Source organism: Streptomyces pallidus (ex Mingjun et al. 2026) (genome assembly GCF_051550185.1).
GTDB lineage: Bacteria > Actinomycetota > Actinomycetes > Streptomycetales > Streptomycetaceae > Streptomyces.
The window spans coordinates 5,607,545-5,620,648 of the sequence record NZ_CP196181.1 but is presented as its reverse complement, the minus strand read 5'-3'; the positions used below and the strand labels follow the sequence as shown (position 1 = coordinate 5,620,648).

Sequence of the window (13,104 nt, the reverse complement as noted above, 5' to 3'; positions counted from 1 at the left end):
AACCCGTACCAGCCCGTGCACCAGGAGGCACCCCGCCATGGCGGTCCCCGAGACGGCGAGCGAACAGCGCGCCGAACAGATACTGGATGTCTTCGACACCGCCTTCGGCGAGCTGCTCGCCGCCGACCCCGCCGCCTTCGAGGTCAAATTCCGGAAGATGGCGGCTTCCGCTTTCGCCTTCTACCGGGGCACGGCGTGCCTCTTCTACGCCGACCTGGAGCGCGAGCGGCACGGCGGCCCCTACCTGGACGACCGGACCGGCCGGGTGTGGATCCACGGCGACCTGCACGCCGAGAACTTCGGCACCTACATGGACGCCACCGGCCGCCTCGTCTTCAACGTGAACGACTTCGACGAGGCGTACGTCGGCCCCTTCACCTGGGACCTCAAGCGGTTCGCGGCCTCCGTGGCCCTGATCGGCTACACCAAGGCGCTCAGCGACGACCAGATCGGCGAGCTGGTGCGGATCTACGCCGCCGCCTACCGGGAGCGGATCCACGTCCTGGCCACCGGCACCAAGCCCTCCGACACGCCGGAGTTCCCCTCCTTCACCCTGGACACCTCCCAGGGCCCGCTGCTGGCCGCCCTGCGCTCGGCCCGCTCCCGCACCCGGTTCGCCCTCCTGGACTCCATGACCGAGATCCGGGACTACGAGCGCCGCTTCACCTCCGGCGGCGGCTCCGTCGAGCTGGACGCGGCGACCCGGTACAAGGTGCTGGCCGCCTTCGACTCCTACCTGGAGACCCTGCCCGACGAGTCCCTGGTGCGCCCGGACTCCTACCGGGTCAAGGACGTGGTGGGCCGCCGGGGCGTCGGCATCGGGTCGGCGGGGCTGCCCTCGTACAACATCCTGCTGGAGGGCCACAGCGACGCCCTGGAGAACGACGTCGTGATCTACCTCAAGCAGGCGCAGACCCCGGCCGTGTCCCGGCACATCACCGACCGGGCGGTACGGGAGTACTTCCGCCACGAGGGGCACCGCACGGTGATCTCCCAGCGCGCCCTGCAGGCGCACGCCGACCCGTGGCTGGGCTGGACCGAGCTGGACGGGGCCGGCCAGCTGGTCGCCGAGGTCTCCCCGTACGCGGTGGACCTGGACTGGTCGGACCTGGACGACCCGGAGGAGATCGCGGCCGTGGTCGCGGACCTGGGCCGGGCCACGGCGACCATGCACGCCTCGGCCGACGAGGCGGAGAGCGGCCACAGCCTCGTCCCCTTCTCCACGGAGCGGGCCATCGACGCCGCGATCGCCACCGACGAGGAGGGCTTCGCCGAGCTCCTGGTGGACTTCGCGCACGCCTACGGTGCCCGGGCCCGCGCCGACCACCAGCTCTTCGTGGACCTGTTCCGCAACGGCCGGATCCGGCCGTAGCAGCGTCCGCGCCCGGACCCGGGGCCCTGCGTTCACAGAAAGTCATGGCACACTCGCGGCGATGGACATATCAGGAGCAGGGCTGAGGGGGCTGCGGGCCGCGCTGTTCAGCGCGGTCGTCGTGCTGCTGTCGGCCGGCTCGCACGTCCTCATCGCGGGGGTGCCGCTGCCGCCGGTCCCGGCCGCCGGGGCCTTCGCCTCCGTGTTCCTGATCGCCTGGGCGCTGGCGGGCCGGGAGCGGGGCTTCGGCCCGATCGCCGGGCTGCTGGTCCCGCTGGAACTGGCTGCCGACACCGTCTTCACCGCCGGCCAGCACGTCTGCTACGGGCCCTCCGGTGGCCCGGTATCCGGCCCGTTGCGGGCGCTGGGCCTGCACGAGCTGTGCGCCGGGACCCCGCTGGGCGGCCCGCTGGCCGAGCTGTCCGGTGCCGCCGGCCGTTCCGCGGTCCTGCCCGCCGCGGCCGGGGCGTGGACGCCGTGGCTCCTGCTCGCCGCCCACGTCTCCGTCGGGCTGCTGGCCGCCGTCTGGCTGCGGTACGGCGAGCGGGCGCTGGGGCAGCTGCTGGGCGCGGTGGCCGCGCTCGCCTTCCGCCCGCTGGGGCTGGCGGCGGCCTCGGCGGGGGTGGGCTCCGGCCGCCCGGCCGGGCCCGGCCCGCGCCCGGGCCATGCGGGCCCGGCGGCCCGGACCCGTTTCCCGGTCCACTCCGTGGGGCTGCGGGGGCCTCCCGTACGCGGCGCGCTCGTGCGCGCGTGACGTCCTCAGGACGTCCGTACGGAACACCCCCTCATCACCCGTCACACCCCACGGAGATCACCATGAGTGCACGCAACAACCAGGCCAACAAGGCGGCGGCCCGCGAGCGGCTGCGCATCGAGCGCGAGAAGCAGGCGAAGAGGGACAAGGCCCGCCGCCAGGTCTTCGTGGCCGGCGCGGTCGTCGCCGTGCTGGCCCTGGCCGGCGGCATAGGCTACGCCGTCGTCCAGGCCAACCAGCCCGACGAATGGGAGAAGGCCGCGACGGCGGAGCTGGTCGCCCCGAAGAACACCTCGGGCGAGAACGGCACGACGGTCGTCCTGGGCAAGCCCGACGCCAAGAAGACGCTGGAGCTGTACGAGGACGCGCGCTGCCCGATCTGCTCCCAGTTCGAGCAGAAGGTCGGCCCGCAGATCAAGAAGGACGTCGAGGCGGGCAAGTACAAGCTCCAGTTCGTCGGGGCCACCTTCCTGGACAAGGGCTTCGGCGGCAGCGGCTCGAAGAACGCCCTGAGCGCGCTGGGGGCGGCCCTGAACGTCAGCCCCGAGGCGTTCGCGGAGTACAAGGCGGCGCTGTACTCGCAGGAGAACCACCCGGACGAGCGGGACGACAAGTTCGGCAAGGACGAGTACCTGCTGAAGGTCGCCGACCAGGTCCCGGCGCTCAAGGGCAACGCCGAGTTCAAGAAGGCCGTCGAGGACGGCACGTACAACCGGTGGGCGGTCGAGATGTCGAAGGTCTTCGACAAGGCGGGCCTGGAGGGCACGCCGTCGCTGAAGATGGACGGCAAGAAGATCGAGATCAAGATGACCCCGGACGAGTTCACGGCGGCGGTCGACAAGGCCATCGCGGGCTGATGACGAACCGCCGGTAACCTCCGGCGCGCAACGGGCGGGCGGACTCCCAGAGTTCGTCCGCCCGTTGCTTTCCCAGGACTGTACCCGCGGTTATACCCGTCAGTAATATGACCAGCCGTGACCAGTCAACTCACCTCCCCCACCGCGGCGACTCCCCGCCGCCGTACGGTCGTCAAGGCCGCAGCCGCCACCGCGGCGCTCACGCCCTTCGCGACGGCCGCCCTGGGCATATCCCCCGCCTCCGCAGCCGCGGGCGGACCCGCCTTCCTGCACGGTGTCGCCTCCGGCGACCCGCTGCCCGACGGGATCCTGCTGTGGACCCGCGTCACCCCCGTCCCCGAGGCCGTCCCCGGCTCCGGCGTCGGCCCGGCCACCCAGGTGGGCTGGGAAGTGGCCGAGGACCGGGCGTTCTCCCGGGTCGTCGCGAGCGGCGCCGTCACCGCGACCGCCGCCTCCGACCACACGGTCAAGGCGGACGTCCGCGGACTGAAGCCGCAGACCACGTACTTCTACCGGTTCACCGCCGGCAGCACCGTCTCCCCGGTCGGGCGCACCCTGACCGCCCCCCGCCACGACGCGGCGACCCCCTCCGTCCGCTTCGGCGTCGTGTCCTGCGCCAACTGGGAGGCCGGCTACTTCTCGGCCTACCGCCACCTGGCCGCCCGCAACGACCTGCACGCGGTCCTGCACCTCGGCGACTACGTCTACGAGTACCAGAGCGGGGGCTACCCCGAGGAGAAGTACGTCGTACGCCGGCACGAGCCGCTGCACGAGATCACCACCCTCGCCGACTACCGGACCCGGCACGGCAAGTACAAGACGGACACCGACCTCCAGGCCCTGCACGCCGCGCACGCCATCGTCGCCATCTGGGACGACCACGAGTTCGCCAACGACGCCTGGTCGGGCGGCGCGGAGAACCACACCCCGGGGACCGAGGGCGACTGGGCGACCCGTGCGGCCGCCGCCAAGCAGGCCTACTTCGAGTGGATGCCGGTGCGCGCCTCGACCGCCGGCACGGTCTACCGCCGCCTGCGCTTCGGCTCCCTCGCCGACCTGCACCTGCTGGACCTGCGCAGCTTCCGCTCCCAGCAGGTCAAGGTGGGCAGCGGCGCGGTGGACGACCCGGAGCGCACCATCACCGGGCGCGCCCAGTTGGACTGGCTCAAGTCGGGCCTGGCGAGTTCGAACGCCACCTGGAAACTGGTCGGCACCTCGGTGATGATCTCCCCGGTCGCGTTCGGGTCCCTGCCGGCGCACCTGCTGGCGCCGCTGACGAAGCTCCTCGGCCTCCCCGAGGGCGGGATCGCCATCAGCACGGACCAGTGGGACGGCTACACCGACGACCGCAAGGAACTGCTGGGTCACCTCAAGGACCGGAACATCAGGAACACGGTGTTCCTGACCGGCGACATCCACATGGCCTGGGCCAACGAGGTCCCGGTGAACATGGCGACGTACCCGGGCTCGGGTACGGCCGCGACGGAGTTCGTGGTGACGTCGGTGACCTCCGACAACATCGACGACATCCTGCACGTGCCCGCGAACACCGCCTCGCTGGCGGCCGAAGCCGCCATCAGGGCCGCGAACTGGCACGTGAAGTGGCTCGACATGGATGCCCACGGGTACGGCGTGCTGGACGTGACGTCCGAACGGTCCCAGATGGACTACTACGTCCTGTCCGACAAGCGGAGGCAGGACGCCACGTCCGCGTGGTCCCGTTCGTACCGCACGCTGAACGGCACGCAGAAGGTGGAACGCGTCTGGGCGCCGGTGGGCTGACCCGAACCTGACTGACGTTTCATCAAAATTGCTGCAAGAGGGGGCACTTGGTGCAGCCCAAGTGCCCCCTCAACCTCAGAAGCAACAAATCTTTTACTTCCAGGTCTTGCTAGATGCATGACATGGACACATAAGCTTCGCGCCAGCGTGAGGAAATCCCTCACCCCCCACCACGCTTGCGAGGAGTTCCACGTGCGCGCTTCCGCCCGCATATCCCCCATGCTCCGCCGCCGCCTCATGGCCCCCGCCGTCCTGGCCGGCGCCCTGGCGTTCGCCCCCGTCTCCGCCTCCACCACCCTGGCCGCCGCCGCGCCGACCGGCGCCGAGCAGTGCGCCCAGGACGCCTCGGCCCCCGCCAACGCCCGTGTCGCCCGCCCCAAGGACGAGCACGCCGCCGAGCCCAACGAGGTGACGGAGGCCCAGGTCAAGGCCATGGACGCCGACCTGGCCAAGAAGCTCGCCCAGGTCGGCCCGCAGCGCCAGATGCGCGCCGCCGAGGCGACCACCGCGACGACCATCCCGGTCTACTTCCACGTCATCCACAGCGGCACCCAGGGCAAGCTGTCCGCCACGGACATCAACAACCAGATCGCCGTCCTCAACGCCGCCTACAGCGGCCAGGGCACCGGGAACGTCAACTCCGGCTACCAGTTCCAGCTGGTGTCCACCGACTACACGGACAACGCCTCCTGGTACAACGTCTCCGACGGCACCCAGGCCGAGAAGGACATGAAGAACACCCTGCGCAAGGGCGGCGCCAACGCGCTGAACGTCTACACGGCCAACCTCGGCGGCGGCCTGCTCGGCTGGGCGACCTTCCCGAGCTCCTACGCCTCGCAGCCGAAGATGGACGGCGTCGTCCTGCTCAACTCCTCGCTGCCGGGCGGCTCCTCCGCCAACTACAACGAGGGCGACACCGCCACCCACGAGGTCGGCCACTGGATGGGCCTGTACCACACCTTCCAGGGCGGCTGCAGCGGAAGCGGCGACTCCGTCTCCGACACGCCGGCCGAGAAGACCGCCGCGTACGAGTGCCCGGAGAACCGCGACTCCTGCACCAGCAAGGCCGGCAAGGACCCGATCCACAACTTCATGGACTACACGTACGACTCCTGCATGTACCAGTTCACCGCCGGCCAGGTGGCCCGCATGCAGAGCATGTGGAGCGCCTACCGCGGCTGAACCGGCCACGGCTGACGCACGAGGGGCAGGGCACGCCGTGTGCCCTGCCCTTCGTGGCGTCTTGTGCGGCGTCTTGTGCGGCGTCTTCCTACAGGCTGTCGAGGAAGGCGAGCGCCGCCCTCCAGGTCTGCTCCGCCGCCTCAGCGTCGTAGTCGTCGAGGTCCGGGTCCGTGAACAGGTGCCCGGCCCCCGGGTAACGGTGGATCTCGACGTCCGCGCCGGCCCGCTGCATCCGCAGGTACCAGGCCGTCAGCCAGTCGTGCGGCTCGAACGGATCCGGGTCCGCGACGTGCAGTTGCACCGGCAGGTCGTCGACCGCGGTGCCCTCCTCCAGGTCGGCCGTACCGTGCAGGAGCAGCAGCCCGCGCGCCTTCTCGTCGGCCAGCGCCAGGTGCTGGGCGAGGGAGCCGCCGAAGGAGAAGCCCGCGTACACGAGCCCCTCGTCGGAGTGCGGGGCGGCGGCCAGCACCGCGCGCCGGAGCAGCTCGTCCCGGCCGGTCTCGTCCCGGAACTCCATGCCCTCCTCGACGGTTTCGAAGGTGCGCCCCTCGAAGAGGTCGGGCACCTGGACCCGGTGTCCGGCCGCGCGCAGCCGGTCGGCCGCCGCGTGCACCGCGGGCCGCAGCCCGTACGTCGAATGGAAGAGCACGATGTTCATGCACACCATCGTGCCAGTTTCCGCGCGCCCGCTGCGGTTAGGTTCACGTCCATGGACACGGACACCGTTCTGCGCCCGGCCCTGGTCGTCGGCGGCGTGCTGGCCGTCACCCTCCTCGCCGGCGGGCTGCTGGACCTGCTGCTGCGCCGCGCCGACGCCCGCCACGGCGAGACCCCGCTGTGGGGGCTGCTGCGCCACTGCCGCACCCCGTTCCGGCTGACCCTGGCCACCACCCTGCTCTACGGCTCCTACCGCGAGGCCCGGATCCTGCCCGCGCACGGCGGGGCCGTCGGCCGCGCCCTCACCCTCGTACTGATCGGCTCGGCCTCCTGGCTGCTGGTGCGCATCGCGACGGCGGTCGTGGACTCCACGTACGTCCGCTACGCCCTGCGGACCCCCGACGAGGCGCGCGTGCGCCGGGTCCGCACCCAGGTGACGCTGATCCACCGGGTGGTCACCGCGGCGGTCGTCGTGATCGCGGCCGGGGCCATGCTGCTGACCTTCCCGGCGATGCGGACGGTCGGCGCGTCCCTGCTGGCCTCGGCTGGCATCATCGGCATCGTCGCCGGCATCGCCGCCCAGTCCCTGCTCGGCAACCTCTTCGCCGGACTGCAGATCGCCTTCGGAGACACCGTGCGCATCGGCGACACCGTCGTCGTGGACCGCGAGTGGGGCACCGTCGAGGAGATCACCCTCACCTTCCTCGTGGTCCGTACCTGGGACGAGCGCCGGATCACCATGCCCGTGTCGTACTTCACGAGCAAGCCGTACGAGAACTGGTCGCGCGGCGGCGCCGAGATGACCGGCACCGTCTTCTGGCACCTCGACCACAGCACCCCGCTGGAGCCGATGCGCGAACAGCTGCGGCAGATCCTGAAGGAGGTGCCCGAATGGGACGGCCGGACCGCCGGCCTCGCTGTGACGGGCACCACACCGCACACCATCCAGGTCCGCGCCGTCGTCAGCGCCGGGGACGCCTCCGACATCTGGACCGTCCGCTGCGCGGTCCGCGAGCGCATGATCGCCTGGCTGGCGGACCGGCACCCGTACGCCCTGCCCCGCATCGCCACGTCCCCGGCGCCGGCCCCGCCCCCGCCCCCGCCCCGCACCGCCCGGGACGACGACGCCGCCGACGCCGCGGACCCGGTGGACGGCGCCGGCACGACCGGATCCGGCTGAGCGGCCGGGAGCCGCTGACCGGCCGAGCGGGCGCGGGCCGGCTACGGGGTGCGCAGGCTGCGCACGTCCAGGTGGCGCAGCACCCGGTCCACCACCTCCGGGTCCGCCCCCGGCTCGCTGCGCGCGGCCAGCACCTCGTGCCGGGCCGCGGACATCATCTCCCGCTGGATCCGCTGGACGTCCCGCAGCCGCTGGACCCGCTGCACGTACGCCTCCCGCCGCTCCTCGTCCACCATGTCGGGGCTGATCCTGGCCCCCATGTCGTACGCCCGCCGCTGGAGCTGCTCCATCAGGTCCTCCGGCAGCTCCTCCACCTCCTCGATCTCCTTCAGCCGCCGCCGCGCCGCCCTGGCCGCGCGGATCGCGAGCCGGCGCCGCATCTCCCGCTCGGCGTCGGTGTCGGCCTCCACGCCGAGGCGGCGCACCAGCCACGGCAGGGTCAGCCCCTGGCACACCAGCGTCACCATGATCACGGCGAAGGCGATGAAGACGATCTCCTGCCGCGCGGGGAAGGGCCCGCCCCCGTCGACCGTGTACGGCAGGGCCAGCGCGAGCGCCACCGAGGCCACCCCGCGCATCCCCGCCCACCACATCACCACGCTCTCCCGCCAGGTGAGCGGGATCTCCTCGGCGTAGTCGCGCCGCGTGTGGAGCCGCTGCGCGAGCCAGGCGGCCGGCAGCAGCCACACCAGCCGCACCAGGACGACCACGGCCACGACCGCGGCGGCCCAGCCCGCCATCTGCAGGGCGCGGCCGCTCGCCACGCCCAGCACGTGGTGCAGTTCGAGCCCGATCAGTCCGAACGCCACGCCCGTGACGAGCGTGTCGACGACCTCCCAGAAGGTGTGCCCGGCCAGCCGCCCCAGCACGTCGTCCGCGTCGTTCGCGTACTCGGCGAGGAACAGGGCGGTCGTCAGCACGGCCAGCACCCCCGACCCCATGAACGTCTCGGCCAGCACGTACGCCACGAACGGCACCAGGAGCGTCAGCCCGATCTGCAAGGTGGCGTCGCCGAGCCGCCCCATGAGCGCGTTCGCCGCCCACCCGAGGCCGAGGCCGACGGCGACGGCCACCACGGCGGACAGGACGAACTCCCCCACCGCGTCCGGCCAGGAGAAGCTGCCGCTCACGACGGCGGCGACGGCCACGTGGTAGAGCACGATCGCGGTGACGTCGTTGAACAGCCCCTCGCCCTCCAGGATGGACACCAGGCGGCGGGGCAGCCCGAGCGATCCGGCGACCGCGGTGGCCGCGACCGGATCGGGCGGGGCGACGAGCGCGCCCAGCGCGACCGCTGCGGCCACTGGCAGCCCGGGGACGACGGCGTGCGCGACGGCGGCGACGGCCGCGGTCGTGACGAACACCAGGGCGACGGCCAGCAGCAGGATGGGCCGGACGTTGGCGGCGAACTGCCGCCAGGAGGTGCGCTGCGCGGAGGCGTAGAGCAGCGGGGGCAGCACCAGCGGCAGGATGAAGTCGGGCGGGATGTCCACGTTCGGCACGACGGGGACGAGCGCGAGCACCACCCCGGCGATCGTCATGAGGACGGGCGCGGGGAGGCCGAGCCGGTCCCCCAGCGGTACGGTGACGACCGCGCCGAGCAGCAGCACGAAGAGCAGGGCGAGCTGTTCCACCCGCCCACCCTGCCGCATCCGGCGCCCGGCACCCGTCAGGCGCGGCACCCGTCAGGTGCGGCACCCGTCAGGTGCGGCACCCGTCAGGTGCGTGGACCCCGGGCCGTGCGCTACGGGAGGGGGCGCCGCATCGAGCGGTGCGGGATACCCGCTTCCTCGAACTCGGGCCCGTAGGCCTCGTATCCGAGCCGCTCGTAGAAGCCCAGGGCGTGCGTCTGGGCCCCGAGGTCGACGGCGCGGAGCCCGAGCTCGGCCGCCTCCGCCTCGATCGCCCGGACCAGCGCGGCCCCGACGCCGAGCCCGCGGGCGGCGGCCGTCACCGCGAGCCGGCCGAGCGAGCCGATCGCCGGGTCACCGGTCTTGCCGAGGGCGGCCGGCCCGTGCAGCAGCCGGCCGGTGCCGAGCGGGGTCCCGTCCGGCGCCACGGCCAGGACGTGGACCGCCCCGGCGTCGTACGCGTCGTACTCGATCGACTCCGGCACGGACTGCTCGACGACGAACACCTCGGTCCGCACGGCGAAGCAGGCTTCCAGGTCCTCCGGCGAGACGGCCCGCCGGACGGTGAAGGCCGTGTGCCGCCCGCTCATTCGCTCTCGGCGCGGATGACGTCCAGCGCGTGCTGGAGGTCGTCGGGGTACTTGCTCTCGAACTCCACCCACTGCCCGTCCGCCGGGTGCTCGAAGCCGAGGCGCACCGCGTGCAGCCACTGGCGGGTCAGTTTCAGGCGCTTGGCGATCGTCGGGTCGGCGCCGTAGGTGAGGTCGCCGACGCACGGGTGCCGGTGGGCGGACATGTGCACGCGGATCTGGTGGGTGCGGCCCGTCTCCAGCTTGATGTCCAGCAGCGACGCGGCCCGGAAGGCCTCGATCAGGTCGTAGTGGGTGACCGACGGCTTGCCGTCCTGGATCACGGCCCACTTGTAGTCGGCGCTGGGGTGCCGGCCGATGGGCGCGTCGATGGTGCCGCTCATCGGGTCCGGGTGGCCCTGGACCAGCGCGTGGTAGCGCTTGTCCACGACGCGCTCGCGGAACTGGTTCTTCAGCGAGGTGTAGGCGCGCTCCGACTTGGCCACGGCCATCAGACCGGAGGTGCCGACGTCGAGGCGGTGCACGATGCCCTGGCGCTCGGCGGCGCCGGAGGTGGAGATCCGGTAGCCGGCGGCGGCCAGGCCGCCGATGACGGTGGTGCCGGTCCAGCCGGGGCTCGGGTGGGCGGCGACACCGACGGGCTTCATGATGACCACGATGTCGTCGTCGTCGTGGACGATCTCCATGCCGGGCACCGGCTCGGCGACGACCTCGACCGGGCGGGGCGGGGCGGGCATCTCCACTTCGAGCCAGGCACCGCCGTGCACGCGCTCGGACTTCCCGACGACGCTGCCGTCGACCGAGACCTTCCCCGCGGCGGCGAGCTCGGCGGCCTTGGTCCGGGAGAACCCGAACATGCGGGAGATGGCGGCGTCGACGCGCTCGCCTTCTAGGCCGTCGGGAACGGGCAGGGTGCGGATCTCGGGAATCGTGCTCACCCGTCGAGTATGCCGGACGCGGCGCGGCCCCGGGTCCGGTCCGCTGCCGCCCTCAGTCCTTGTGGACGGTGCCGTCCGGGTCCAGGCCCTTGAACGAGAGCAGCACGATCAGGATGCCGCCGCACACGATGGCGGTGTCGGCGAGGTTGAAGACGGCGAAGTGCGCGGGCGAGATGAAATCCACCACAGCGCCCCGGAACACGCCCGGCGAGCGGAAGACCCGGTCCGTCAGGTTGCCCAGCGCACCGCCGAGCAGCAGGCCCAGCGCGATCGCCCAGGGCAGGCTGTAGAGCTTGCGGGCGAGCCGGACGATCACGACGATCACGGTGGCCGCGATCACGGTGAAGATGATCGTGAAGGCCTCGCCGAAGCCGAAGGCCGCTCCCGGGTTGCGGACCGCCTCGAACTTCAGCAGGTCCCCGATGATCCGGATCGGCGGCTGGTGCTCCAGCTCCGCCACGACGACCATCTTGGTGCCGAGGTCCACCAGATACGCGAGGACCGCCACCACCAGCAGCGCCGCGATCCGCCGGCGCCCCTTGGGCGCCGCGGGCTCGGGCTGGGCTTCGTCCCCGACCTCGGGCGTACCGATGATGCGCTCCGCCTCTGCCACGTGAGTCCCTCGAACTAGCGCGAACCGGGTTGCGATGACACAGCCCTGTCAGGTTCCTGGACCCTGACCAGACACGAGAGTACGTCAGGGTCGCCCCGGGCGCGCCCCCCGGGCCGGACCGGGGACCGGGGCGGACCCGCACGTCCGGCCTAGTGCCGGCGCTCCTGTTTCTGCTTGCAGTCCACGCAGAGCGTGGCCCGCGGGAAGGCCTGCATGCGGGCCTTGCCGATGGGCTGCCCGCAGCTCTCGCAGAGCCCGTACGTGCCCGCGTCCAGCCGCTCCAGGGCACGCTCGGTCTGCTCCAGCATCTCGCGGGCGTTGGCGGCGAGGGCCATCTCGGACTCGCGGGTGATGTTCTTGGTCCCGGTGTCGGCCTGGTCGTCGCCCGCCCCGTCGCCGGAATCCCGCATCAGGCCGGTGATGGCCTCCTCCGAGGCCAGCAGCTCGTCGCGCAGCCGCTCCGCCTCGGTCTCCAGCTCGGTCCGGGCCTCGGCGACCTCCGCCGGGGTCCACGGGTCCTCGCCGGGCCGTACGGCGAGCTCGCCGGGGGCGGCCGTCGCCCTCGCCTTCGGCAGCCCGCTGGTGGCGGCCCCGGCCGTCTTCCTGGCCGTGCCGGTGCTCTTCCTGGCAACCACTTTCCGGGCTCCCGTCTGTTGCGCGGCCTGCGCCGCCCCCTGGGCCCCGGCCGCTGCGGCCGGGGCTTTCCTCGCGGTCGTCGCAGTCGTCCTCGCGGCCTTCTTCGCGACCGCCGAGGTCCTGCGGGCGGTGGTCTTCACGGCGGTCCGGGCGGCTCCCTTCGCGGCCGGCTCCACCGCCGCCTTCGTCGTGTCCGCCTTCTTCGCATCGGCCTTCTTCGCGTCCGCCTCAGCGGTCCCGGCCGCGGTCCTCGCGTCCGCCGACTTCTCGGAGGCCTTCACCGACGCCTTGCCGGCCGCCTTCGCGGTCGCGCCGTCGGCCTTCTCCACCGCGCCGTCCGCCTTCCGGGCCGAAGCCGCGCCCTTGGCAGCCGAAGCCTTCGCGGCGGCCTTTCCGACAGCCTTCTCGGGAGTGCTCCCGGCGGTCTTTCTCGCCACCATGGCCGCGGCCCCTTCACATACTGTGACCTTGCTCGCGAATCGTGCCGGAACGATAAATCGCCTCCCGCGCCTCGGCAACGGGGCACGCGTCCGCCCCGGTCGACCTGCATCCGTTGTGCCCAGCCCACGGCCGGGTAATCCGCCCCCGACCTGCCGCCTCGTCCCGCGCGGGCGCGTCGGACCGTTCGGGTCACGCCGTCCACCCGACCGCCGCCCCGGCACCGGCACCGGCCGGGGCCCCACCGCGCCCCACCCGGGAAATCCGGTCTGCCGCGGCCGCCCCCGCCCCGTACACTGGCCCCAGCGAAAGGCATGGACGGGGACGAGTAGCGTCGGACGCAGCCGTGAGCGACCCGGGGACGGTGAGAGCCCGGGGGCGAGCGCGACGTGAAGGATCACCCCTGAGCCGCCGGAAGAAAGCCGCCACGGGCCCGCACGGAGGCCCCGGCGGCAAGTAGAACCGGCTTCGCAC

The 13,104-nt window shown here is 72.4% G+C and carries 12 protein-coding genes; 6 read left to right on the top strand and 6 right to left on the bottom strand.

All coding sequences use genetic code 11. The features are described from left to right. The first annotated feature begins 37 nt into the window (after positions 1-37). The 5 genes from ACSHWO_RS24895 (at position 38) to ACSHWO_RS24875 (ending at position 5,947) form a co-directional block, all read left to right on the top strand. Entirely contained in the window at positions 38-1,372 is a 1,335-nt protein-coding gene (locus ACSHWO_RS24895) for a DUF2252 domain-containing protein (RefSeq protein WP_361088574.1), read from the top strand. A 61-nt stretch (positions 1,373-1,433) separates the two neighbouring features. Beyond that, complete coding sequence (locus tag ACSHWO_RS24890; RefSeq protein WP_438315034.1) at positions 1,434-2,126, top strand: hypothetical protein; 693 nt, start codon at positions 1,434-1,436, stop codon at positions 2,124-2,126. Positions 2,127-2,188: 62 nt separating this feature from the next. Further along, positions 2,189-2,983, top strand: coding sequence for a DsbA family protein (locus tag ACSHWO_RS24885; protein ID WP_361088177.1), 795 nt, complete (start codon positions 2,189-2,191; stop codon positions 2,981-2,983). Between the two features lie 117 nt (positions 2,984-3,100). Continuing rightward, a complete protein-coding gene (locus tag ACSHWO_RS24880; RefSeq protein ID WP_385821065.1) occupies positions 3,101-4,765 on the top strand; it encodes an alkaline phosphatase D family protein in 1,665 nt (554 codons plus the stop codon). A 237-nt stretch (positions 4,766-5,002) separates the two neighbouring features. Continuing rightward, positions 5,003-5,947: a zinc metalloprotease gene (locus tag ACSHWO_RS24875; protein WP_385826258.1), complete on the top strand. Its 945-nt coding sequence runs from the start codon at positions 5,003-5,005 to the stop codon at positions 5,945-5,947. A gap of 88 nt (positions 5,948-6,035) precedes the next feature. On the opposite strand, the gene ACSHWO_RS24870 is transcribed toward ACSHWO_RS24875, so the two are convergent. Next, positions 6,036-6,605: a dienelactone hydrolase family protein gene (locus ACSHWO_RS24870; protein ID WP_404241702.1), complete on the bottom strand. Its 570-nt coding sequence runs from the start codon at positions 6,603-6,605 to the stop codon at positions 6,036-6,038. A 51-nt stretch (positions 6,606-6,656) separates the two neighbouring features. Here ACSHWO_RS24870 and ACSHWO_RS24865 point away from each other — a divergent pair, with 51 nt between their 5' ends. Further along, complete coding sequence (locus ACSHWO_RS24865; protein ID WP_438315029.1) at positions 6,657-7,784, top strand: mechanosensitive ion channel family protein; 1,128 nt, start codon at positions 6,657-6,659, stop codon at positions 7,782-7,784. 41 nt (positions 7,785-7,825) lie between these two features. Here ACSHWO_RS24865 and ACSHWO_RS24860 read toward each other — a convergent pair whose 3' ends face one another. The 5 genes from ACSHWO_RS24860 to ACSHWO_RS24840 form a co-directional block, all read right to left on the bottom strand. Next, positions 7,826-9,418: a Na+/H+ antiporter gene (locus ACSHWO_RS24860; protein WP_385821164.1), complete on the bottom strand. Its 1,593-nt coding sequence runs from the start codon at positions 9,416-9,418 to the stop codon at positions 7,826-7,828. Between the two features lie 110 nt (positions 9,419-9,528). Beyond that, the gene (locus ACSHWO_RS24855; protein WP_438315025.1) at positions 9,529-10,005 is read right to left on the bottom strand and encodes a GNAT family N-acetyltransferase; all 477 of its coding nucleotides are present in this window, start codon (positions 10,003-10,005) and stop codon (positions 9,529-9,531) included. Further along, positions 10,002-10,943 (bottom strand): RluA family pseudouridine synthase, encoded by a 942-nt coding sequence (locus ACSHWO_RS24850; RefSeq protein ID WP_361088195.1) that lies wholly within the window; start codon positions 10,941-10,943, stop codon positions 10,002-10,004. The genes ACSHWO_RS24855 and ACSHWO_RS24850 overlap by 4 nt, the downstream gene beginning before the upstream one ends. Positions 10,944-10,995: 52 nt before the next feature. Beyond that, entirely contained in the window at positions 10,996-11,556 is a 561-nt protein-coding gene (gene lspA / locus ACSHWO_RS24845) for a signal peptidase II (protein WP_361088198.1), read from the bottom strand. 149 nt (positions 11,557-11,705) lie between these two features. Further along, complete coding sequence (locus tag ACSHWO_RS24840; RefSeq protein WP_438315021.1) at positions 11,706-12,632, bottom strand: TraR/DksA family transcriptional regulator; 927 nt, start codon at positions 12,630-12,632, stop codon at positions 11,706-11,708. Positions 12,633-13,104: the final 472 nt, after the last annotated feature.